Below are 21,574 nucleotides of genomic sequence, written 5' to 3'. Positions count from 1 at the left end.
GCGCGGATCCGGCGGAGCGTGGCCGGTCGGTACAGCGGTCCGGCCGCGGTGTCGGCGACCACCCGGACGCAGGCGGTCGGACGGTCGGCGCAGCCGGCCAGCAGCCACGCCGACTCCAGGTCGGCGACGAGCGCGCCGGTGTCGGCCAGCCGGGTCCGGGCCGCGCCGTCGACCAGCCGGGCCGTGGTCAGGACGGGACCGAGGTGCACCCGCAGCCCGCGACGACGCAGGGCGGCGGCGAGCAGGGCGGCGGCCGGCATCGGCAGCACGTCCGGCCCCAGGTGCCCGGCGCGCGGGTCGGTGCGTACCTCGGTGGCCACCACGACGTCGCCGGCAGCCAGGCCGGGAGCCAGCCCGCCGCCGATGCCGGCGACCGCGACCGGAGTCGCCCCGGTGGGCCGGCCGGCGGCGACCGACCGGGCGCGCCGGAGTCCGGCGCCGGTACGGCGCAGGGTCGGCCACCGTCCCGGATCGAGACCGGTCAGCCCCCGCCGCAGCGCCGCCGCCTCTGGCCGCATCGGCGCGTACAGGGTCCACGCCGGATCGGGAGGTGCCGCTGGCTCGGTCACGGCACCACCTCGGCGGTCAGGCCACCCCGCGCGTTCAGGATCCGGCCGAGCGCGCTGATCGGGAAGACCAGCCGGTACATGCCGTAGTTGATGTAGAAGTCGCCGGGGAAGCCGGTCCCGGTGTAGTGCGGCTCGTCCCAGCCGCCGTCCGGCCGCTGCGTGTCGACCAGCCAGCGCATCCCGCGCTGCGCCGGTTCCCCGGAGCCGTGGCCGGCCGCGTGCAGCGCGAGCAGCGCCCAGGCGGTCTGCGAGGCGGTGGATTCGCCCCGCCCGATCCAGGACGGGTCCCGGTAGGAGCGCATGTCCTCGCCCCAGCCGCCGTCCGGGTTCTGGTGTGCCAGCAGCCAGTCGACCGCCGCCCGGATCGCCGGGTGCCCGGGCTTGACCCCGGCGGCCACCAGGGCGGGCACCACCGCCCCGGTGCCGTAGACGTGGTTGGCGCCCCAGCGGCCGGACCAGGAACCGTCCAGCTCCTGGGCCCGCAGCAGCCAGTGCACGCCCCGGCGTACCGGCGGGGTGCCGGCGAAGTTCTCCGCCGCCAGCGCCTCGACGACGTGCGCGGTCACGTCCGCGCTGGGCGGGTCGATGACCTCGCCGAAGTCGCAGAACGGCAGGTCGCCGACGATCGCCCGGGTGTTGTCGGCGTCGAAGGCGCCCCAGCCGCCGTCGCGGCACTGCATGCCGAGCAGCCAGCGGCTGCCTCGCAGCACCGCGGCCTCCGCCGGTACGGCGGTCCGCCGCAACGCCATGATCACCTCGGCGGTGTCGTCGGTGTCGGCGTACCCGTCGTTCTCGAACTCGAAGGCCCAGCCGCCCACCGGGGCCGCCGGCCGGCGGACCGCCCAGTCACCGCGTACCCGGATCTCCTCCTGCAGGAGCCATTTCCCGGCCCGCTCCAGCGCCGGATGCCCGGCCGGCAGCCCGGCGTCGGACAGCGCGGTGACCGCGAGCGCGGTGTCCCACACCGGCGACTGGCACGCCTCCAGCCAGCGGACCGGGCCGTCCGGGGTCTGCTCGCGCACCGTGAACCGGTCCAGCCCGTCCAGTCCCGCCCGGAGCACCGGGTGGTCCAGTGGATAGCCGAGCAGGTGCAGCGCCATCAGCGAGTAGACCCAGGGCGGTTGGATCCCGCCCCAGGAGCCGTCGGCCTCCTGGCGGGCCACGATCCACTCGGCGGCCCGGCGCAGCGCGTGCCGGCGCACCGGTCCCCGGGCGATCCGCTCGTAGCCGCTGGCGAGTCGGTCCAGCCGGTGCAGCACCCCGGCCCGGGACCGCAACCGGGGCGGCCGCGGTGCCGCCGCGGGCGTGCGCAGTTCGTCGACGTCGAAGCCGAGTTCCCGCACCGGGCGCAGCGCCCGGACGATGGACAGCGGGACGATGGTCTGCCGGGCCCAGCACGCGAAGTCGTAGACGTTGAACGGCATCCAGTGCGGCAGCAGCACCAGCTCGGGCGGGACGGCCGGCAGCTGCGACCAGGGCCAGTGGCCGAACAGGGCCAGCCAGAACCGGGTGAACACCCGGCTCGCCGCGAGCCCGCCGTGCGCGCGGACGAACCGGGCGGCGGCGGCGAGGTGCGGCGCGTCCGGCGTGTCGCCGGCCAGCCGCAGCGCCAGGTACGCCTCGACGGTGGTGGAGAGGTCCCCCGGCCCGCCGTGGAAGGTGGCCCACGAGCCGTCCGGGCGTTGCTGGGAGCGGATCCACCGCGCCGACTCGGCGGTCTGCTCGGCGGTCCGGATGCCCAGGAACTGCCGCAGCAGCAGGTCCTCGGCGTCCATGGTGACGTTCGTGGCCAGGTTCCCCTTCCACCAGCCGGCGTCGTCCTGCAGCCCGAGCAGGTGGTCCCGGGCGCGGCGCAGGGCGTCCCAGGCCGGGTCGGACGCCGTTGTGCCCGGCTGGGTCGTGATGGCGGTGGGCTTCGGCTTCGGCGACAGCAGCTCAGTCATCAGTGATCCCGTCCGGTGGTGAAGGTGGCGATATCGGCGAACTCGTCGCGCACGTCGTCGGGCAGGTCGAGCGCGTCCAGTTCCGCGCGGGCCCGCTCCGTCTCCTGCCACGCCCGCTGCGTCGTCCAGTCCCGGGCGCCGGTCGCCTCGATCAGCGCGCTCGCCCGGGTCGCGTCGTCGTCGGTCAGCGGCTGCGGCGACCGGTAAAGCTCCGCCAGGGCCCGGGCGGCCGCCTGACCGCTGGTCACCGCCCGCACGACCGGGATGCTCCGCTTGCGGGTCCTCAGGTCCGAGCCGACCGGCTTGCCGGTGCGGCGCGGGTCCCCCCAGATGCCGAGCAGGTCGTCGACGAGCTGGAAGGCCAGTCCGAGGTGGCGCCCGAAGCGGGACAGCCCGTCGACCAGGCCGGGCGGGCCGCCGCAGAGGATCGCCCCGAGGGCGCACGAGCCGGCCAGCAGCGCGGCGGTCTTCTGCTCCGCCATCCGCAGGCACTCGTCGAGGGTCACGTCGTCGCGCCGCTCGAAGTCCAGGTCGGCCGCCTGCCCGGCGACCAGCGCCCGGATGTCCACCGCGAGTCGTCGGGCGGCCGGGCAGCCGCCAGGGGCCTCGACGAGCACCTCGTGGGCCAACCCGATCAGCGCGTCGCCGGCGAGGATTGCCGGGCCCACCCCGAACACCGTCCACGCGGTCGGCCGGTGCCGGCGCTCGGTGTCACCGTCCATCACGTCGTCGTGCAGCAGGGAGAAGTTGTGCGCCAGCTCCACCGCGGCGGCGGCCGGCACCCCGGCGGTCGGCTCGGCGCCGGTGGCCCGGGCCGACAGCAGCGCCAGCGCCGGGCGCAGCCCCTTGCCCTGGCAGGCGGCCGGTGATCCGTCGGCGTCCCAGTAGCCCAGCTGGTAGCCCCCGACCAGGCGGTTGCCCGGGTCCAACCGGTCCAGCAGGGCCCGGATCGCCGGCTCGACGTAGGTCTGGATCTGGTCCGTGCTGCGACTGCGTGCGACGGTCATGATGCGGCCTCCGAGTGGTGTCGGGGCCGGGACAGGAGTTGGCGGGCGACGATGTCGGCGGCCTCCTCGCCGCTGCGTACCGCGCCCTCCATCGTGTCCGGCCAGCCGGTGTCGGTCCATGCGCCGGCCAGTACCAGCCCCGGGAGGCGGGTGGCCGGACCCGGCCGGTACGCCCGGGTGCCGGGCGCCTGCCGGAAGGTGGCTTTCGGCTCCCGGGTCACGAACGCGTCGCGTACCGCGGTGTGCCGCGCGGCCGGGAACAGGTCGGCGAGCGCTTGGCGCTGGGTCGTCACCAGCTCCGCCGCCGGCCGCTCGATCTCCGCGTCGGCGGCGGACAGCGACACCACCAGATGCTGCTCGCCGTTCATCCCCGGCTCCGACCGGTCGAAGATCCACTGCGCCGGGGACTCCACCGCGGCGGCCATGGAAAGGTCGGTGACCTTGGTGGCGTAGCGCAGGTGCACGTTGACGATGGGTGCCGCGCCCAGCCGGTGCCACTGCTCGGCGGCGGGCGCGGCGCCGGGCGGCACCAGCGACGCGGCGGCCTGGTGCGGCACGGCCAGCACCACACCGTCGGCGTCCAGCTCGCCGTCGCCCAGGCCGATCCGGAATCCGGTCGGCTCGGGCCGGATCCAGCGGACCCGCGCCCGGGTGTGGACCCGGGCGCCGAGCCGGTCGAGCAGCCGACGGGCGGCAACGCCGTGCAGTTCGGTCAGCGGGACGCGGGGCCGGCCGATGTCACCGGCGTCCGCGGCCTCCAGCAGCCCGGTGCGGAACACCCGGGCGGCCAGCGCCAGTGACGCGTCGGTGCTGGGCAGGTTGAGCGCCGCCACGGTGATCAGGTCCCAGAGTCGCCGGACGGCCCGGCGGCTCTGGCCGTGCGCGGCGAGCCAGTCGCCGAAACTGCGCCCGTCGGTGGCGGGCAGGTCCGGGTCGACGTTGCGCAGCGCGGCGCAGGCCCGGACGGCGGCGATCCGTTCCGCCGGGCTGAGCAGCCGGTATCCGGCCAGCGCCGGCAGCAGGTGGGCGGGGGCCGGCAGCCGGCGGCGGGCCAGCACCTGCGGCCGGTGTCCCGGCAGCAGCACCGGCACCGTGAACCGCGGCTGCAGGTCGGTGTCGCCCGCCGTGCCGAGCCGGTCCAACAGCCGACGGTAGGTGTGGTAGCACCGCAGGAAGACGTGCTGGCCGGTGTCCACGCTGAGGCCGTCGCGGCGGAAGGAGTAGGTCGCCCCACCCAGTTCCGGCCGGGTCTCCAGCAGCGTCACGGACAGGCCGAGGTCGGCGAGCCGGATCGCGGCGGCTATCCCGGCCAGCCCGCCGCCGATCACGCACACCGTGCCGGATCCGCCTCCCGGCTGCGCGGCCGGCCCGGTCATGCGCTACGGCCGACGAGAGCGCGCGCCGCCACCCAGGCCTTCTCCCGGCCCGGCAACGACACGCGACTGCGGGTGACCGCCAGCGGATCGGCCGCGATCCGGGTGAGCAGGCGGCGGTAGATGCCGGCCATCGCGGCGGTGCAGGCCGCGCTGCGCCGGTCCAGCATGGGCAGCAGCCGCAGGCCGACGTCGTACCAGCGCGCGGCCCGGGCCGCCTCGAAGCGCACCAGCTCCACCAGCCGCTCGGGTGCGTCGGCGAAGCCGGCCCCGTCCAGGCGGAGGGTGCATCCGAACCGGTCCAGGTCCTCGGCCGGCAGGTAGACGCGGCCGCCGGCCCGGTCCTCGACCAGGTCGCGCAGGATGTTGGTCAGCTGCAGAGCCACGCCGAGCGCGTCGGCCAGCGGGGCGGCCCGGCCCGGCTGGCGGGCCCCGAACACGCCCAGGGAGAGCCGGCCGATCGATCCGGCCACGCAGCGGCAGTACCAGAGCAGGTCGTCGAAGGTGGCGTACCGGCGGCCGGTCACGTCGGCGGCGCACCCGTCGATGAGCTCGTCGAAGGCGGCCAGCGGGATCGGCATCCGCGTCGCGGCGTCGCCGAGCGCGGCGAGCACCGGGTCGCCACCGCTGTCGGCGGGCAGCCGGTGCAGGGCGGCCCTGGTCCGGGCCAGCGCGTCCAGCTTCTCGTCGGGCGGCAGCGTGCCGTCGCCGATGTCGTCGATGCGGCGGGCGGCCGCGTAGATGGCCGACAGCGCCCGCCGTTTCGGCGTCGGCAGCAGCCGGATGCCGTACGCGAAGTTGGCCGCCTGGCTACGGGTGATCTGCTCGCAGTGCCGGTAGGCGGCGTCGGTCCGGGTGGTCGTCGTGGTCATCCGGCGCTCCGCACGGTGGCGGCCAGCCAGCTGCCGAGGATGTGCCGGCGGCGGGGCCGGACGGTGACGGCCAGCGGGTCGTGGTCGGCGGCGGCGAGCGCGTCGAGCGTCGCCCGGCCGCCGGCCAGGTAGCCGCCGACGGCGAGCCGGCCCCAGCCGTGCAGGGCCGGCACCAGTGGGGCGCCGGCGTCCAGCCAGGCCCGGGCCCGCTCCGCCTCGAACCCGATCAGCTCCCGCAGCTGCCGACCGGCGGTGCCGCGGGCGAGGTCCGCCTCGGTGACCTCGAACCGTTCCATGTCGGCGGCCGGCAGGTACACCCGGCCACGGCGGTGGTCCTCGGCCACGTCCTGCAGGTGCTCGACGATTTGCAGGGCGGTGCAGATCCGGTCGGACAGCGCGACGGTCGCCGGGTCCGCCTGCCCGAAGACGTGCAGGACGAGCTCGCCGACCGGGTTGGCGGACAGGGTGCAGTAGCCGACGAGCTGCTCGAAGGTGGCGTAGTGGGTGACCTGCTGGTCGACCCGGTTCGCCTCGATCAGCCGGACGAGCGCGTCCAGCGGCAGCCGGCACTCGGCCACGGTGGGCGCGAGGGCGCGCAGCACCGGGTGCCGCACGTCGGCGCCCGCGTAGAGGGCGCGCAGCTCGGCCTCGACGTCGTCCAGGGCGGCGAGCCGGTCGAGCCCGTCGGCCAGCGGTTCGTCGCCCAGGTCGTCGACGTGGCGGGCGTAGCCGTACACCGCGAGGAGGTGACGGCGGTACCGCGCGGGCAGCACCCGCAGGGCGACCGGGAAGTTCTCCTGCGCCCGGGCCTGCTCCAACCGACGTATGTCAGGGGCGATGGCTGGTGGACTCATCCCTGGTTCTCTCCCTTCTCTGGACACGGGCGGCGGCTCATCCGGCGAGCGGGGTCAACCGGCTGTGGACGCTCGCCCGTACCCGCCGCGACGCCTCCCAGCTCCCGGTGCCGACCCACGACAGCCGGCGCAGCACGTCCGCGCAGATGCCGTGGGGGTCCAGGCCGTATTCGGCGAGCAGGCCGGGCCGGTCGCCGTGCGGCACGAACGCCGTCGGCAGGCCGAGGGCGCACACCGGCGTGGCGACGGCGGCGTCGGCGAGGCTCTGGGCGACGGCGCCGCCCACCCCACCGTCGCGGACCCCGTCCTCCACGGTGACGACCAGGGCGTGGTCGGCGGCCAGCACGGCGAGTTCCGGGTTCACCGGGCGCACCCACCGGGGGTCCACCACGGTGCACTCGACGCCGCCCGCCGCCAGCAGGTCCGCCGCCCGCAGCGTCGGCCCGGCCATCGCCCCGACGGCGACCAGCAGCACCTGCGCACCCACCGCCCGGCGCAGGACGTCCACTCCGGCGATCCGCTCCACCGGCGGTATGTCGTGGTCGACGCGGGCCTTGGGGAACCGCAGCACCGTGGGTCCCCGGCGCTCGTCGACCGCCTCCCGCAGTTCCTCGCGCAGCGTGGCCGCGTCCCGTGGGGCGGCCACCCGCAGGCCGGGCACGGTGCCGAGCACGGCCAGATCCCACATGCCGTGATGGCTCGGCCCGTCCGGGCCGGTGATCCCGGCCCGGTCGAGCACCAGGGTGACCGGCAGCCGGTGCAGCCCCACATCGAGCAGGACCTGGTCGAACGCCCGGTTCAGGAAGGTGGCGTAGACCGCCACCACCGGGTGTTTGCCGCCGAACGCGAGCCCGGCCGCCGAGGTGATGGCGTGCTGTTCGGCGATGCCCACGTCGACGGTCCGCTCGGGATAGCGCGCGGCGAAGCCGGTGAGTCCGGTCGGGCCGAGCATCGCCGCGGAGACCGCCACCAGGTCCGGGCGCTGTCCGCCGATGGCGACGAGTTCCTCGGCGAAGACGTCCGTCCAGGTGCGGCCGGGTGAACCGGTCGGCTGCCCGGTGGCCGGGTCCACCACACCCACCGTGTGCAGCCGGTCGGCCTCGTCGGCCTCGGCCGGCGGGTGGCCGTGCCCCTTGTGGGTGACACAGTGCACCACGACGGACCGGTCCGACTCCTGGGCCTGCCGCAGCGCCGCTTCGAGCTGGGCGACGTCGTGCCCGTCGATCGGGCCCAGGTAGCTCAGGCCCAGCGCCTGGAAGAACTCCGAGCCGGCCGTCGACCCGTCGCGCCGGTCCGGTGACCCGGCGCGCAGCGACGCGAGATGCGCGGCCAGGCCGCCCACGGTCGGCGCGTACGAGCGGCCGTTGTCGTTGAGCACGACCACCACCCGGCCGGGTGACGCGGCCAGGTTGTTCAGGGCCTCCCAGGCCAGGCCACCGGTGAGGGCGCCGTCGCCGATCATCGCGACCACGGTGCGGTCGGGCCCGTCCAGGGCGTACGCCCGGCACAGTCCGGTGGCGTAGGACAGCGCGGTGGAGGCGTGCGAGTTCTCCACCAGGTCGTGCGGCGACTCGGCCCGCCGCGGATAGCCGGACAGCCCGCCCGAACCGCGCAGCTGGGCGAACCCAGCCTGGCGGCCGGTGAGCAGCTTGTGGACGTACGCCTGGTGGCCGGTGTCGAAGATGATCCGGTCGCGCGGGGATTGGAACACCCGGTGCAGCGCGATGGTCAGCTCGACCATGCCGAGGTTGGGGCCGAGGTGCCCGCCACGGCGGCAGACCGCCTCGACCAGGAACGTCCGGATCTCCCCGGCGAGCAGCCGGAGCTGGTCGTGGGTGAGCCGCCTGAGGTCGTCGGGCTGGTTGACGGTGTCAAGCAGGGACATCATCTCTCCGTCCGGCCGGTCGTGCGCGAACCCAGCGGCCACAACCCCGTCGGCAGCGGCCGGCCGGGCGTCGATCGCCCCCCGGCAGCGGGGCGTTGCACCTGCGGATGCGGTGATCCGGCCGTGGGTGGTGCGGGTGGCGCCGTGGGCGATGGAGTCACCTGGAACATGTGCAAACCGAGCATAACCATGCTGATCACCCCTACCGCTTGAAATCGCTTCTAATGCCTCGCCCAGAGCGCGCTGGCCTCCGCCCGCCGGGCCCCGATCAGCCGTTCGACGTCCGGTCCGACTCCGCCGCGGTGGCCACGTCGACCGGATAGCTGCGGCGAGCGGCGATCATGATCAGGCCGTTGGCCGCCAGCGGGATCAGCATGATCAGGAACGCGTTCCGCAGGCCGATGCCGCTGGACCGCCCGGCCGGGCCGCCGAGCTGGTCGGCCAGCCAGCCGAAGGTGGCCGGGGCGGCCGCCTCGGCGGTCAGCCGCAGGACGGTCCGCAGGCTCTCCGCCCGCCCCCACAGCCGGCCGGGAACGATGTCCAGCCGGGCGGCGTCCAGCGGCGGGTTGGCCACCGCGAGCGCACCGGCGCCGAGCGCGATCAGCGGGAGCGCCACCACCACCGAGCTGGACCACACCCCGGGTACGAACAGCAGCGCGGCGGCGACGTAGCCGGCGGCCGGCACGACGATGCGGACGCCGGTGTGGCCGCGGGCCAGCGCCCGGTCGGTGAGCCGGCCGGCGAGCACCGTGCCGGCCAGCGCCACCACCCCGATGAGCGGCACGAGGGCGCCCAGCGTCGTCTGCGGAATGCCGAAGTGCCGGACGGCGAAGACGACGATGAACGTGCGCATGCCGGCGAAGAAGAAGTAGCCCATCGACGAGGCCACGATCAGCAGCCGGTTCGTGGGGATCGAGAGCAGGTAGGCCGCCGCCCGGCTCAGGGACCACCCGTTCGGATCACCGGTCAGCACCCGGTCGCCCGCCGGCGCGACCCCGCTCGCGGACACCGCCGCCTGTGCCCGACCGGTGGGCTGCTGCCCGGAATCCGGTCGCCGGCCCGGCTCGGCGGCGTCCTCGCTGGGCGGCAGCCGGCTGGCGCCACCCCGGGCGGGCTCGGGCAGCAGCCACCAGAGCGCCACCGACAGGCCCGCGCTCGCCGCCGCGAGCAGGAAGAACGCGTACCGCCAGGAGTACGCCGCCGCGATCTCGCCACCGGCCAGCAGGCCGGCGCCGGCACCGATGAGCTCGCCGGCGAGGATCCAGCCGAGCACTCCCGCGCGCTCGGCGGGTGGGATGAAGTCGCCGGTCAGCGAGACCACCACGGGGCCGGCTGCGGCCACGGCGGCGCCGAGCAGCAGTCTGGACAGCAGCAGCCACCCGTAGCTGGGCGCGAGGCCGCCGACGGCCATGGCCGCGGCCCACAGCGCAGTGGTGATCACCAGCAGGCGGACCCGGTTGGTCCGGTCGGCGAGCACGCCCAGCGGCACGGAGGCGACGGCGCCGACGCCCGATGAGGCCGTGGCCAGCAGGCCGAGCTGGGCGTGGCTGATGCCGAGGTCCGCCTCCAACTGGTTCGCCGCCGCGCCGAGCGTGCCGGTGTCCGCACTGTTCAGCGCCAGCGCTCCACCCAGCAGCAACACGACCCGGATCCGGCCCGGGCCGCCGAGCAGCCGGACTGCCCCGCGCGATACCGCCCGCCCCGGCCTGCCGCCCGGGCGCCTGTCGTGGCTGCCCTCAGCCGGCCCCGCCATGATCGCTCGATCCGCCCCTGCCCGGCACCCGGGTGAGTGCCCACCCTGACTCTGGCCGACCGGCGGGCCGCCCGTGCCGCATTCCCCGAGCGGGCGGGATGACAAGCCGCTCCCCGGTGACCCGGGCGGGGGCGCGCTGACCGCGCCCGGCCGGCGGATTAGCGACCCGGGTGGCGGCTACAGGTCCGCGCAGCCGGTCTCGTCGGGCAGCAGCGGGCGTGGTGCCACCTGCCACACCTGACCGGCGCTGCGCCAGCGCGTCTCGGCGCCGGCCGTGGCCGTCTCCCGACGGACCGTTTCCAGGTCGGCGCCGCGCAGCACCAGGCAGCTGGCGCCGGCTCCCGTGCCCGTCAGGGGTTCACCGGCCAGCGTCGGCAACGGCCAGGGCCGGGCCGGTTCCGTGGGATCGGCGGGCGTGGCGACGATCGCCACGGCCGCCGGCCGGTACGGCACCAGCGACCCGGCCGCGTGACCGGCGAGCGCCGCCCGCAGCCGCGTGGCCGCCGGGTCGGAGCGGGGGAGGGTGACCGTGCGCGGCCCGCCGGTCGCGCCGACGACGACCCGGACGACCGGCGCGTCCGGGCCGTCGACCGGCGCATGGTTCGGCAGCGCGGCCGCGTCGCGGAAGAGATCGCGTACGCCGTCCGGCGGGATCCGGTCCTCGCGCAGTTGCGGCCAGCCACCGAAGGGCCGAGCGGCGACGCTGATCAGCCGGCCGTCACCGAACAGGGAGAAGCTCGGGGGTACGGCCGCGGCGCCACCGGGCGCCAGCATGCCGGGCAGTTCGCTCAGCCGCAGCACCAGCGCCTCACCACCGGTCGGCGGCTCCGGTTCCCCGCCGCCCCGGCCGGCGCAGCCGGCGGTTGTCGCCGCTGCGGCGAGCACGGCGAGCAGGGTCAGCGTTCTGCCTCGGTGCATCGGATCGCCCTCCTGGGTCGCGGTCACGCCGGTCGGACGCCACGACGGTGCCGCCGGTTCCGTCCCGGCCGGAGCGCGCCGGGGACGGACGGCGGTCCGGGGACGCCATGGTCGGCGTCCCCGGACCGGTTGTTCCGGAATGGTCCCGACGATCAGGACCGGGTGAGGGTGTAGTTGCCGGAGCCCGCCTTGTTGATCACGACGACCCCGTACCAGGCGCTGCGGATGGGGGTGAGGGTGATCGTCTCGGTCGCGCCGGCCCCGCCGCTCGTGGCGGTGGCCACCGCGCTGGACCGCGAGCGGATCCAGGTGCCGGCGTTGGCCGAGTCGCTGTCCAGCACGAACAGCTCCGCGTCCTGGCCGGTGTTGGTGGTCGCCACCGAGATGGTGACCGGCACCCCGGCGGTCAGGTAGGTGTCCCGCACCGTGGCCACGTTGTTCGTGCCCATGGTGATCGTGCTGCTGCCGGCGTTCAGGACCGCGGCGCCCTGGGCGAGTTCGATCCGGTAGCCACCGCCGCCGGAGTAGTTGACCACCCGCGGGTAGTAGTCACCCAGCGCACGGCGGTTGGAGTCGACCGCGACGAAGTCGACGTTGGTCCCGCCCTGGGCGCTGCCGGCCAGGTAGGCGCCCTGCCCCCGGTCGTCCCACAGCTGCAGGTCCAGGTCGCCGGAGTTGGGCTTGAGCGCGACCACCGACCAGTAGTTCCACGAGGTCGAGTAGCCGAAGTTGTGCGGCGGGATCGGCGCCGGCCGGGTGAGCGGGGCGTAGTTGCCCAGCGGGTCCCGGAACTGGTAGTCGATCGTGTTCTGGTAGACGGACGCGAGGGCGCCGGAGTCGGCCACGTTGAACCCGTCCGCGGCGCGCTGGGCCCAGAAGTCCGCGAAGTTCACCGAGTTGTGCCGTCGGGAGGTGGTCCAGATGTTCAGCGGGCCTTCCCCGTACCGATCCCAGGTCGCCTCGTTGGCGTAGTCGGTGATGTCGATCAGGGCGCCGGCGATCCGGCCCTCGGTCGTGTCACCCTCGCCCCAGCCGTTGCCCCAGCTCGCGTTCTCCAGGTTCAACGAGGCGCCGTTCGGCCAGCGGTAGAACGGATCGTTGTAGACGGTCGCCGGGAACCACTCGGCCCAACCCTCGGTCCAGGCGCAGCCCGCGGAGCTGGCGCCGGTGATGCTGTGCGGGCTGCAGTTGGGCGCGGACGGGAAGCTGTCGTTGTACAGGTCGTCCATCACCGCGTGGCCGATCTCGTGCACCACCGTGACGGGCGCGTTCGGGTCGTCGGCGGCCAGGTGGACCTGGTTGTCGCCGATGTTGTAGTAGGTGCCGTCGGTCGAGTCCGGGGCCCAGTTGATGACCACCTGCCGGCAGCTCGTGTCGTCCTGGTCCCAGCAGAGGTTGTTCGGCTTCGGGATCCACAGCCAGGCGTCGTTCGCGGCGTCGAACGCGTGCAGGCCGCGCTGCAGCGCGCCGTCCGCGGCGGTGAGCGAGCCGAGGTTCAGCGTGCTGCCGGTGGGTACGTCGTTGGTCGTGCCGGTCTGGAAGGACAGCGGGTTGCCGCCACGCTGCACCCGCCACAGCGAGTTCGAGCTGATGAAGCGGAGGTAGATGTCGGCGGTGCCGCTGTCCGGCCAGCCCTCGACCTGCGAGTCGAAGCAGATGTTGTAGTTGCCGTTGGCGTCGGTCACGCCGGTGGCGAGCAGCGAGTCGCCGAAGGTGTCGTCGTCCCAGACCTGCACCTGGAAGTTCATCTGGTTGTGCCAGCTGCCGTTCTGGTCCTGGTAGCTCCAGTTCCCGGCCACCCGGGTGTCGCACGCCGCCTGCGGGCTGATCGCGGTCAGGCCCTTGGCCGTGGCCTCCGCCCGCGCCTCGCCGGCCACCCGGTCCACGCCGACGCTGCGCGGCTTCTGCCCGGCCAGCCGGGGGGCGCGCGCCGCCGTGGGTACGGGCTTGGTGGCGTTGTCGCCGGCCGGCGTGGCGTGGCCGAGCCGGGACACCCCGGGCTTCTCCCCGATGGTCAGGAAGACGTCGTCCTGACCGGCCTGGACGTCCTTGCCGTGCGGAGCGGTGGCCCGCACCTGGATCTGCACCTGCCCCGCCTTGACCGCGCGGACCACGCCGCTGAACGCGAAGCGGTCGTCGGCGCGCAGCGTGCGGGTCGTCCGGGCGACGGAGACCGTGCCGGCCCGCTCGGGCAGGGTGCTCTTGCGGTCCTGGGCACCGAACTCGGCCGGCGTCTGGACCCACTCCAGCTCGGCCGGCAGGGTGACGCTGATCTCGCTCGGTCCGATTTTGCCCTGGCCGCGCACGGTGACCCGGAGGGTCGCGGTCTCGCCCACGGCGGGAGTGCGGTCCAGCTTGGCCTCGACGCCGAGGCAGCTCAGCGTCTCGTCCTTGAGGCTCTTGCTCGCCGACGGGCGTAGCCCGCACGTCTCGCCCCGCGCCGGCTGGTAGGCGGGGGTGGCACGCGCCTTCGCGGCGTCGTTCGGGTCCGCGGCGTACGCCGGACCGGTGCCGACCGCGAGTGCCACCATCGCGCCCGACACGAGCACGGCGAACGCCGTTCGTGCGGGCCCGGTGGCCTTCGTGCTGAACATTCGTGTTCCTCTCGCTGATGCTGGGCCGTGGTCGGGCCCGCGTCGACCGGGCCATTGTTTGGCCCCGAGTGAGCATTGATATCGGCGTGCCTTTCGGTAAAGCCTTTGACCGGTTAGTGACACGTCGACCGAAGACAATGGACAGATTCGGTTGACAATCCCGACTCATTCGACCGAATGGCGGCCGCTCGCCGTCCGAACGTCCGATCGGGCGGCGGCGTGCGCCGCCTCCTGCGGTCGGCTGCCGTTTCGTGGACAGCGGTGCGTCGACTCATAGCAGGCCAGCGCGACCTTGGCAGCAACTGGGAAAGCCGTGGCGGTGTCGGTCATCGGACGCGGCCGGTTCCCGCCGGCGGGAATTGTGGTGGCGGCAGTTGGCGATATCTGTTATGGACAGGATTTCCGGCCGGGGTGACCGGCTGCGGCCTGCGGCGATTCGACACAGGCGGGGCGGCACCCGGACGAGGCGGGTGCCGGACCGGACCCGGGGAAAGGGATTACAGCCCGGCGATTGGTGAGAATGGGCGCACGATATTTGGAAAGTCGGGCGTGGTGCCCGTCACATTTATGCGAACCTCTTGAGAACGGCGGGACAACCGAATGCTGCTCAGCGGGAAGGCCCCGACCACGATCGGGACTTCCCACCGACGGTACGGACGGATGTCCGGGATGGACGCCCGCCGAGTCGCGGCGCGAGAAGGGCTCGCTCAAGCCGTGCCCGGCAGCCCGGACTCACCGCACGACGCGCGGGTAGAGGCGCGCGGCGATGACGACGAGAAGCACCAGCGAGCAGATCAGCACCGCGAAGTCCACCGGCAGCCCGAAGGTGCTGCGGCCGCCCGTCAGCATCAGGGTGAGCAGGATGTCGGTCTGATAGCTGAGCGGATTGACGCGGGCCAGCCACTGCAGCGCGGGCGGCATGATCGCGACGGGATAGATCGCGTTGGAGGCGAAGAACAGGGGCATGGTGAGGAGTTGGCCGATGCCGAGGAACCGTTCCCGGGTCCGCACCAGGCAGGCGATGATCAGCGAGAAGGTGGCGAAGACGGCGGCGCCGAGGACGAGCGTGACCACCACGCCGGCTCATGTCGGCGGCGGCCCCGGCAAGCTGCTGAGCCTGGCGTCCAGGTGGCCGGACGTGGGCGCGGACGACCTACCGGGGCGGGCGTGGACCGTCGCGTGGTCGCCGTTCGGGTCGAGGGCGAGCAGGCGTGCTTCCCGTTCCCGGCGAGCGTCCTCGAACGGCCGGTGGTGTGGCGACTTGCCAGCCCCGGCGATGATCGAGGGCAGCGACATTCCGTCGGAAGGCAGGTCTCTCGTGGAAGTCACCGGCATCCTCTCCGCGATCATCGTCGGTCTGATCATCGGCGCGTTGGGCCGACTGGTCGTACCCGGCAGGCAGAGCATCCCGATCTGGCTCACGGTGCTCATCGGCGTGGTCGCCGCGGTCCTCGGCACCCTCGTCGCCACGGTGCTCGGCGTGGCGGAGACCTGGGGCATCGACTGGATCGAGCTGGCCCTCCAAGTCATCTTCGCCGCGATCGGCGTCTCGATAGCGTCCAACTCCTACCGCCGCCGCTGAATCACCGCAGCGCCGCCGGCCCGCCAGCGGGGCTCCGCGTTCGTCGGTGTTCGGCGCGGCGGAGAGCTAGGTCCCGTCTGGAGTTGTGATCACAGTGGTGTGGGGGCCGGCCGGTCGGCTGCTCCAAACAGGACTGAGCGACGATCGGCGCCGGGGCCTGGAGGACGAGTTGGCGCAGCGCGGCCAGGCGGCCGGGGGAGCGTCGGGACACCGAGGTCCCGGATGAGCGGGCGATCGTGTCGAGGGTGAGGGGTCGGCCTGGTTGGCTGGAGCCGGGCTGTGTCTGGCTTCATCCCGTGTCGCGCTGACACAGCACGGGGTCGGGCGTGAGGATGTGGGCATGAGTTCATCGCAGCCCGTCGTCGACCCCGGGCCCGAGCCGGACACGACCGCGGGCGGGCCGGTGAATTCTGCTGGCGCGCGGTCCGGGCCCCCATCGCCGGACTCCCCCGGATCTTCGCCGGATCACCGCTACCTGCTCGACAACGCCCGGGTGGAGGCGGGCGAGCGGTTCACCTGGCTGGCCGAGCTGTTCGACGGTGTCACGCGTGGGCACTTCGACCGGCTCGGAGTGAGGGCGGGCTGGCGCTGCTGGGAAGTTGGTGCCGGAGGCCCCAGCATTCCCGAGGCACTCGCCGCGGCCGTCGGACCAACCGGTTACGTGCTGGCCACGGACATCAATCCGGCCTGGTTGGACCCGCACGGCGGGTACGAGGTGCTCCGGCACGACATCGTCGGGGACCCGCCGCCGCAGCCAGGCACGTTTGACCTGGTGCACGCGCGGCTCGTGCTCGTTCACGTGCCCGACCGTGCCCGGGCGTTGGCGACGATGGTGGCGGCGCTGCGGCCCGGCGGTTGGCTATTGATAGAGGATGCCGACACCGAGCTGCAGCCGCTGGCCTGCCTCGATGAGGTTGGCCCGGCGCAGCGGCGCGCCAACCGACTGCGGCGCGCCGTCCGGGAGTTGATGACCCGCCGCGGCGCCGATCTGCGCTACGGCCGTACGCTGCCGCGGGCGTTGCGTGCGGCGGGCCTGGTCGACGTTACGGCGGCCGGCTGCTTCCCGGTCGGCGGGGTAGCCTGCGACCGGCTGGAGGCTGCGACGGTGCGCATGGTCCGCGCCGAGTTGCTCGCCGCAGGGCTGGCCAACGACGTCGAGATCGACGCGCACCTGGCCGCCGTCGATGCCGGCGAGCTCGACCTCACCCTCGCGCCGCTGATCTCGGCATGGGGACGCCGCCCAGGCTAAGCAGCCTGCCTGAAGTTCTGCAGGTAACTGGGTGGCAGCATGGAGCGGCCGACCGGCCGGCCGCCACACCACCGTGATCACAACTCCAGACGGGACCTAGTCGCCGGCGAATCGGAGCCGCAGGTCCGGATCGGCGAGACATCGCTTGGCGAGCCCTCGAACGGCGTCGAGCACCTGCCGCTCACCGATGTCCTCGACGAGCGCGGCGAGAACGTCCAACTCGCCGAGAAACTGGTTCATCTCGGCGGGCGTTAGTTCCAGTGAGCCGTAGGGATCGATGCGGTCCAGCATCGGTGTCCGGCCAGCGTGTTGGGAGCGCTCAAGAAGGGCAGCGAACCGGAAGAGTGGATCGCCGACCACGGCAATTTCATGTTCCCGCCGGCGGCGCGGGCTCGTACCCAGCTGCTCGACCCGGACCAGCTCGACGTCCACGCCCACGTCGGCGAGCGTAGCAACGCCCGCCTCCGCCGTGGTCGCGGCACTGGTGCCCGCGAGCGAGGCTGAGGCGGGCCGCGCGTGCCCCCACAACGGGTCAGCGGCCGGAGCCTGCCAGGCTCCGGCCGCTGACCGGGGATCACGTCCGGACTACAGTCGCGCGCACTGCCCCGAGGCAGGGCCCTTCACGCTGTTCGGCCGGCTCTCGTTCATCGGGGCCGGGGTGTTACCCGAGCAGGCCAGCGGCCCGCCGATGGTGTTCCCGGCGACCACCACCGGCTGGCTGCCGGCGTTGCCGTTGGCGCTGATCGGACCGCCGACGGTGACCGTGTCGATCCGCACCCCACCGGTGTTGGCGGTGACCGACACCGGGCCGTTCACCTTGCCCTTGCTGATCTCCAGCTCGCCGGTCGCGCCGGACACCGTCACCGGGCCGGACACCGTGGCGTCGGAGAGCTCGAACAGCACCGGGCGGGTGGCGTACACCGGTCCGCCGATGGTGCCGCCGGTGACCACCAGCGAGGCGCCCGGGTTGACCGTGACGGAGCCGCCGATGGTGGCGTTCTCCAGGCAGGTCAGGCCGGCGGTGACCACCAGCGGCTTGGCGTAGGTGCCGGTGATGGTCGTGGTGCACTGCGGCCCGGCCTGCCCGATCGCCGAGCGCGGCTGGGTGTCCGCGGTGACCGGCGAGTTCGCGGCGAAGTAGCTCACCAGCATGGTGAGGTCGTTGTCACCGGTGGTCGCCGGGTTGGTGCCCTGGCCGAGGGTGGTGAAGTTGTCGCCACCAGCGGCGAGGAACGAGTTCACCGTGACCCGGTACGTGCCCGACGGGTCGAGCGGCGTGCCGTTGAGCTTGATCGAGGTGATCCGGGAGCCCTTGGGCGCCTCGGGGTTGTAGGTGTAGCTGAACCCCTTCGAGACACCCAGCCACAACACCGGACGGGACGCGCCGTCGGGCTGCCACTGCTCCTCCAGCACCTGCTTGATCTGGGCGCCGGTGTAGCTCTTGGTGACCACGTCGTTGGCGAACGGCTGGACCGCGAAGGCGTCGGCGTAGGTCACCGTGCCGTCGGTCCGGTAGAGCAGGTCGGCGCGCAGGCCGCCCGGGTTCATGAACGCGATCTGCGCCCCGCCCCGGCCGGCGTCCTTGGTGCCGGCGAGCTGCACGTCGGCGATGAAGTTGCCCAGCGCCGACTCCTTGCCCCGGTCCTCGTTGCCGTTGGTGTAGGCCCGCTTGACGTCCGCGGTGATCGACCCGAGCTGCTGCTTGCCCAGCTCGGTGGCCTTGGCCTTGGCGGCGGCCACGATGTCGGCCACCGCCGCGTCCTGCGGCGCGCCGACCACGTCGACCAGCTGCGCGTCGGCGCCGGTCACCGAACCGGTGTTCGGGTCGAAGGTGAGGGTGACCTTGCCCAGCCGCTTGCCGTAGTCCTCGGCCTGCACCACCGGACGCAGCTTGTCCGACCCCGGCACGGGGAGCTTGAACGCGTACGGCTGGTGGGTGTGGCCGCTGAAGATCGCGTCGATGGTGGCGTTGACCCGGGTGAACTTGCCGAACACCGGGTCGTTGGCCAGCGCGTCGGCGGAGTTGATGTGCTCCGTCGCCGCGCCCTCGTGCGCGAGCAGGACCACCACGTCGGCCTCGCCGTTGTCCGGGTTGCCGTCCTTGAGCTGCCCGGCGACCAGGTTGGCCTCGGCGACCGGGTCGCGGAAGGTCAGGCCGGCGATGCCGTCCGGGCTGACCAGCGACGCGGTCTGCTCGGTGACGACGCCGACGAAGCCGACCCGGACCCCACCCACCGTGCTGACGGAGTACGCCGGCAGCGCCCGGGTGTCGCCGCGGTAGACGTTGGCGCCCAGGTACGGGAAGTCGGCGCGGTCGGACACCCGGCCGGTGAGGTCGGCCATGCCCTTGTCGAACTCGTGGTTGCCGACCGCCGAGGCGGCCAGCCCGGCGGCGTTCAGCGCGTCGATCGTCGGGGTGTCCCCGTCGATCGCCGAGATGAACGTGGACGCGCCGATGTTGTCACCGGCGGAGATGAACGCGGTGTTCGGGTTCTGCGCCCGCAGCTGGCCCACCAGGCCGGCGAGCTGGGCGGCGCCGCCGACCGGCTGACCACCGACGGTGGCCGGAGACTCCAGCCGACCGTGGAAGTCGTTGATGCTCAGCAGCTGCAGGTTGACGGGCTTGGCGCTGGTGCTGATGCCCACCACGACCGGGTTGTGGTCGCTGGCCCGGTACGGGTTCGCCTCGTAGAAGGCGGACAGCCCGTCGTACTGGAAGGCGAACGACTCGACCGCGTTGATCTGCCACACGTCGACCCCGGTCACCCGCGACGCCAGCGACGGGGAGACGAGCGCGTGGTCGAGCGATCCCGACTCGCCGCCGAACACGTAGGTGGCCTTGCCGGTGTCGTTCAGATCCTGGTACTTGGCCTGGTAGAGGACCTGCATCGGGTCCTCCTGGGTGTAGGCGTTGAAGTCACCCAGCAGCAGCACGTCGTCGGTGCCGCTGTCGGCCTTGACCCGGTCGACGAAGGCGGTCAGCGCGGTGGCCTGCCGGACCCGGTCGCCGTTCCAGCTGCCCTGACCGTCACCGGCATCGGCGTTGTCGCCGGTCCCGGTGCCGCCCTTGGACTTCAGGTGGTTGACGACCACGGTGAAGGAGATTTTCCCCGCGGTGAAGGTCTGGGCGATCGGCTCGCGGGCGTTGAACCACACGGTCTCGTCGTTGACCGAGCGCGACGGTCCCTTCGGCTGGACCTTCGCCGGCTTGAAGATGATCGCCGTGGTGATGAAGTCCTGCTGGGCCGGGGCGGGCAGCTCGGCCGGGCTGCGGACGTAGTCCCAGGTGCCCGCGCCCTCCTTGGCGTTGAGCGCGTTGACCAGGCGCTTCAGTGCCTGCTGCGGGTCGCCGGCGTTGAACCGTACCGAGTTCTCGATCTCCTCGAGCCCCACCACGTCGGCGCCCAGGGCGCTGATCGCCGCGACGATCTTCGCCTCCTGCTTGGCCAGCTCGGCCTCGTTCGCCGCGCCACGGGCGTCCCCGCCGAAGTGGACGAAGTAATTGAGGACGTTGAAGCTGGCCAGCCGTACGTCCCCGCCGACGTTCGCCGGCGCGGAGGTACGCGGGTTGGTGGCCTTGAAGATGGTCCGGCCCGCCGACGGAGTGTCCGCGCTGACCGGCGTGGTCGGCTGCAGCCGCCACTCGTTGAAGCCGTACGACAGCACCGACGGCCCGAACGCCTCGACCGAGTCGCCGACCCGCAGCGGGTTCTCCTTGGACAGGTACGGCGGCAGCTGCCCGGCCGTGGCCAGGTTGGTGGTCTTGCCGTCGTCGACCAGGATCCGGCGGAGCTTGTTGTCGGCGATCACCTGCTTGGCGGCGTCCGAGCCCGGGCGGGCGACATCGGTCGCGTTCCGGGCCGGGCGGTCACCGGCGGCCAGCACGACCTCGCCGTACCGGTTGGTGTTGTACACCTCGGAGACGGTGTACTGGCCGACCGGCGCCACCAGCATCGACTCGACCGACTCGCGGGCGTCGTCGGCCAGCGGCAGGCTGACCGGGACCGGGGCGGGCAGCGCCGCGCCGTGCTCGCAGATCTGCACGTCGCTCTTGGCCGCGATGCTCAGCTGGGTGAGGCCGTTGAACTCGCTCGGGGTGCCGCTGACCCGTACCCGGTCGCCGATGGCGATCGACGGGTGGTTCGCGGTGTTGGTGGTGAGGTAGACGAAGAGGCCGTCGGAGGCGGTGCCGGCGGCGACCGGACGGTCTCCGCCGCTGCCGGCGGTCTGCACGTAGATGCCGTTGTAGCCGCCGGTGCGGTGGTCGGCGGTCACCACGCCCTCGACGGTGACCCGGGTGCCCGCCAGCGGCGTGGCGGTGCCGGCGCCCTGGACCTCCGCGATCGTGCGGTCGACCGGGACGGTGCAGCCCGGAGCCGGGTCGGGGCCCGGGTCGGGGTTGCCGCCGCCGTTCTTGGCCCCGAAGGTGTTGGCCGCCGGGGGGTTCCAGCTGCCGTTGATCTTCTGCAGCGACTGGCCGGCAGGGGTGGTGGAGGTCTCCTCGACCCCGATGTCGGTGCCGGTCATCCCGTTGGCGGGGCCGCCGACCGCGGTGAGCGTGCCCTCGTAGGTGAGGAACTCCGCCACCGTCCCGGTGGGAGAGACCAGCGCGACCCCGTCGGGGGAGCCGTTCTGGATACCGTCGGTCGGGTAGTTGGCGACGACCACACCGGCCGCCGGCACCGGGCCGCTCAGCGTGCGGGTGTTGTACGCCGCACCGTTCGCTCCGTTGTAGAGAACGATCTGCCAGCCGGTCAGGTCGAAGCCGGCCGGCGCCTCGATCTCGATCGCCTCGCCGGTGTCGGTACCGGCGTTGTCGTAGTGAATTTCGCTGATGAAGGGGGTCGCCGTTTCGGCGGCGAGGACTGGAGCGCTGCTGGTCAGGGCGAGCGCACCGCTCGTGACGAGTACGCCCAACACACTGAGGGGTCTGCGCGTGCTTCGGAGCTTCAAAGCTGGGGCCTTCGATAGGGGG

14 protein-coding genes and 1 pseudogene are annotated in these 21,574 nt (G+C 73.4%); 2 read left to right on the top strand and 13 right to left on the bottom strand.

The annotated features are described in order from the left end of the window. Positions 1 to 8 precede the first annotated feature (8 nt). The 11 genes and pseudogenes from ACY34I_RS00780 to ACY34I_RS00730 all read right to left on the bottom strand — a co-directional run. Positions 9 to 518 (bottom strand): annotated as a pseudogene (locus tag ACY34I_RS00780) (phosphorylase family protein); the annotation flags it as partial. A 47-nt stretch (positions 519 to 565) separates the two neighbouring features. After that, a complete protein-coding gene (shc, locus tag ACY34I_RS00775) occupies positions 566 to 2,512 on the bottom strand; it encodes a squalene--hopene cyclase (RefSeq protein ID WP_462751435.1) in 1,947 nt (648 codons plus the stop codon). Continuing rightward, positions 2,512 to 3,519 (bottom strand): polyprenyl synthetase family protein, encoded by a 1,008-nt coding sequence (locus tag ACY34I_RS00770; RefSeq protein ID WP_462751433.1) that lies wholly within the window; start codon positions 3,517 to 3,519, stop codon positions 2,512 to 2,514. Before ACY34I_RS00770 ends, shc begins: the two co-directional genes overlap by 1 nt. Beyond that, entirely contained in the window at positions 3,516 to 4,853 is a 1,338-nt protein-coding gene (hpnE, locus tag ACY34I_RS00765) for a hydroxysqualene dehydroxylase HpnE (RefSeq protein WP_462751431.1), read from the bottom strand. The genes ACY34I_RS00770 and hpnE overlap by 4 nt, the downstream gene beginning before the upstream one ends. Before the next feature lie 38 nt (positions 4,854 to 4,891). Next, complete coding sequence (hpnD, locus tag ACY34I_RS00760) at positions 4,892 to 5,764, bottom strand: presqualene diphosphate synthase HpnD (RefSeq protein WP_462751429.1); 873 nt, start codon at positions 5,762 to 5,764, stop codon at positions 4,892 to 4,894. Then, entirely contained in the window at positions 5,761 to 6,618 is an 858-nt protein-coding gene (gene hpnC, locus ACY34I_RS00755; RefSeq protein WP_148798777.1) for a squalene synthase HpnC, read from the bottom strand. Before hpnC ends, hpnD begins: the two co-directional genes overlap by 4 nt. A gap of 37 nt (positions 6,619 to 6,655) precedes the next feature. Beyond that, positions 6,656 to 8,503 (bottom strand): 1-deoxy-D-xylulose-5-phosphate synthase, encoded by a 1,848-nt coding sequence (locus tag ACY34I_RS00750; protein WP_462751427.1) that lies wholly within the window; start codon positions 8,501 to 8,503, stop codon positions 6,656 to 6,658. Between the two features lie 268 nt (positions 8,504 to 8,771). Continuing rightward, complete coding sequence (locus ACY34I_RS00745) at positions 8,772 to 10,145, bottom strand: MFS transporter (RefSeq protein ID WP_462751425.1); 1,374 nt, start codon at positions 10,143 to 10,145, stop codon at positions 8,772 to 8,774. Positions 10,146 to 10,433: 288 nt separating this feature from the next. Beyond that, positions 10,434 to 11,174, bottom strand: coding sequence for a hypothetical protein (locus ACY34I_RS00740; protein WP_462751423.1), 741 nt, complete (start codon positions 11,172 to 11,174; stop codon positions 10,434 to 10,436). Between the two features lie 152 nt (positions 11,175 to 11,326). After that, a complete protein-coding gene (locus ACY34I_RS00735; protein WP_462751421.1) occupies positions 11,327 to 13,768 on the bottom strand; it encodes a transthyretin-like family protein in 2,442 nt (813 codons plus the stop codon). Between the two features lie 732 nt (positions 13,769 to 14,500). Continuing rightward, positions 14,501 to 14,845, bottom strand: a complete 345-nt coding sequence (locus ACY34I_RS00730; RefSeq protein WP_462751419.1) for an ABC transporter permease — start codon at positions 14,843 to 14,845, stop codon at positions 14,501 to 14,503. 241 nt (positions 14,846 to 15,086) lie between these two features. Between ACY34I_RS00730 and ACY34I_RS00725 the strand changes: the two genes are divergently transcribed. Both ACY34I_RS00725 and ACY34I_RS00720 read left to right on the top strand, forming a co-directional pair. Beyond that, positions 15,087 to 15,350, top strand: coding sequence for a GlsB/YeaQ/YmgE family stress response membrane protein (locus ACY34I_RS00725; RefSeq protein WP_148798767.1), 264 nt, complete (start codon positions 15,087 to 15,089; stop codon positions 15,348 to 15,350). Between the two features lie 340 nt (positions 15,351 to 15,690). After that, entirely contained in the window at positions 15,691 to 16,599 is a 909-nt protein-coding gene (locus ACY34I_RS00720) for a methyltransferase domain-containing protein (RefSeq protein ID WP_462751416.1), read from the top strand. Positions 16,600 to 16,695: 96 nt separating this feature from the next. Here ACY34I_RS00720 and ACY34I_RS00715 read toward each other — a convergent pair whose 3' ends face one another. Together ACY34I_RS00715 and ACY34I_RS00710 are read right to left on the bottom strand one after the other, a co-directional pair. Beyond that, positions 16,696 to 17,037 carry a hypothetical protein gene (locus ACY34I_RS00715; RefSeq protein ID WP_462751414.1) on the bottom strand — a complete coding sequence of 114 codons (342 nt, stop codon included), beginning with the start codon at positions 17,035 to 17,037 and terminating at the stop codon, positions 16,696 to 16,698. A gap of 147 nt (positions 17,038 to 17,184) precedes the next feature. After that, positions 17,185 to 21,519: an ExeM/NucH family extracellular endonuclease gene (locus ACY34I_RS00710; protein WP_462751412.1), complete on the bottom strand. Its 4,335-nt coding sequence runs from the start codon at positions 21,517 to 21,519 to the stop codon at positions 17,185 to 17,187. Between the last annotated feature and the right edge of the window lie 55 nt (positions 21,520 to 21,574).

It is taken from the genome of Micromonospora sp. RTBAU3-60 (assembly GCF_054963695.1).
The sequence above is the reverse complement of the archived record's forward strand: the minus strand, read 5'-3'. Positions and strand labels throughout refer to the sequence as shown.

Bases quoted from the DNA above. Each gene is read 5' to 3' on its own strand.
- shc (WP_462751435.1), bottom strand. From the start codon at position 2,512: ATGACTGAGCTGCTGTCGCCGAAGCCGAAGCCCACCGCCATCACGACC.
- ACY34I_RS00770 (WP_462751433.1), bottom strand. From the start codon at position 3,519: ATGACCGTCGCACGCAGTCGCAGCACGGACCAGATCCAGACCTACGTC.
- hpnD (WP_462751429.1), bottom strand. From the start codon at position 5,764: ATGACCACGACGACCACCCGGACCGACGCCGCCTACCGGCACTGCGAG.
- hpnC (WP_148798777.1), bottom strand. From the start codon at position 6,618: ATGAGTCCACCAGCCATCGCCCCTGACATACGTCGGTTGGAGCAGGCC.
- ACY34I_RS00750 (WP_462751427.1), bottom strand. From the start codon at position 8,503: ATGTCCCTGCTTGACACCGTCAACCAGCCCGACGACCTCAGGCGGCTC.
- ACY34I_RS00740 (WP_462751423.1), bottom strand. From the start codon at position 11,174: ATGCACCGAGGCAGAACGCTGACCCTGCTCGCCGTGCTCGCCGCAGCG.
- ACY34I_RS00735 (WP_462751421.1), bottom strand. From the start codon at position 13,768: ATGTTCAGCACGAAGGCCACCGGGCCCGCACGAACGGCGTTCGCCGTG.
- ACY34I_RS00720 (WP_462751416.1), top strand. From the start codon at position 15,691: ATGAGTTCATCGCAGCCCGTCGTCGACCCCGGGCCCGAGCCGGACACG.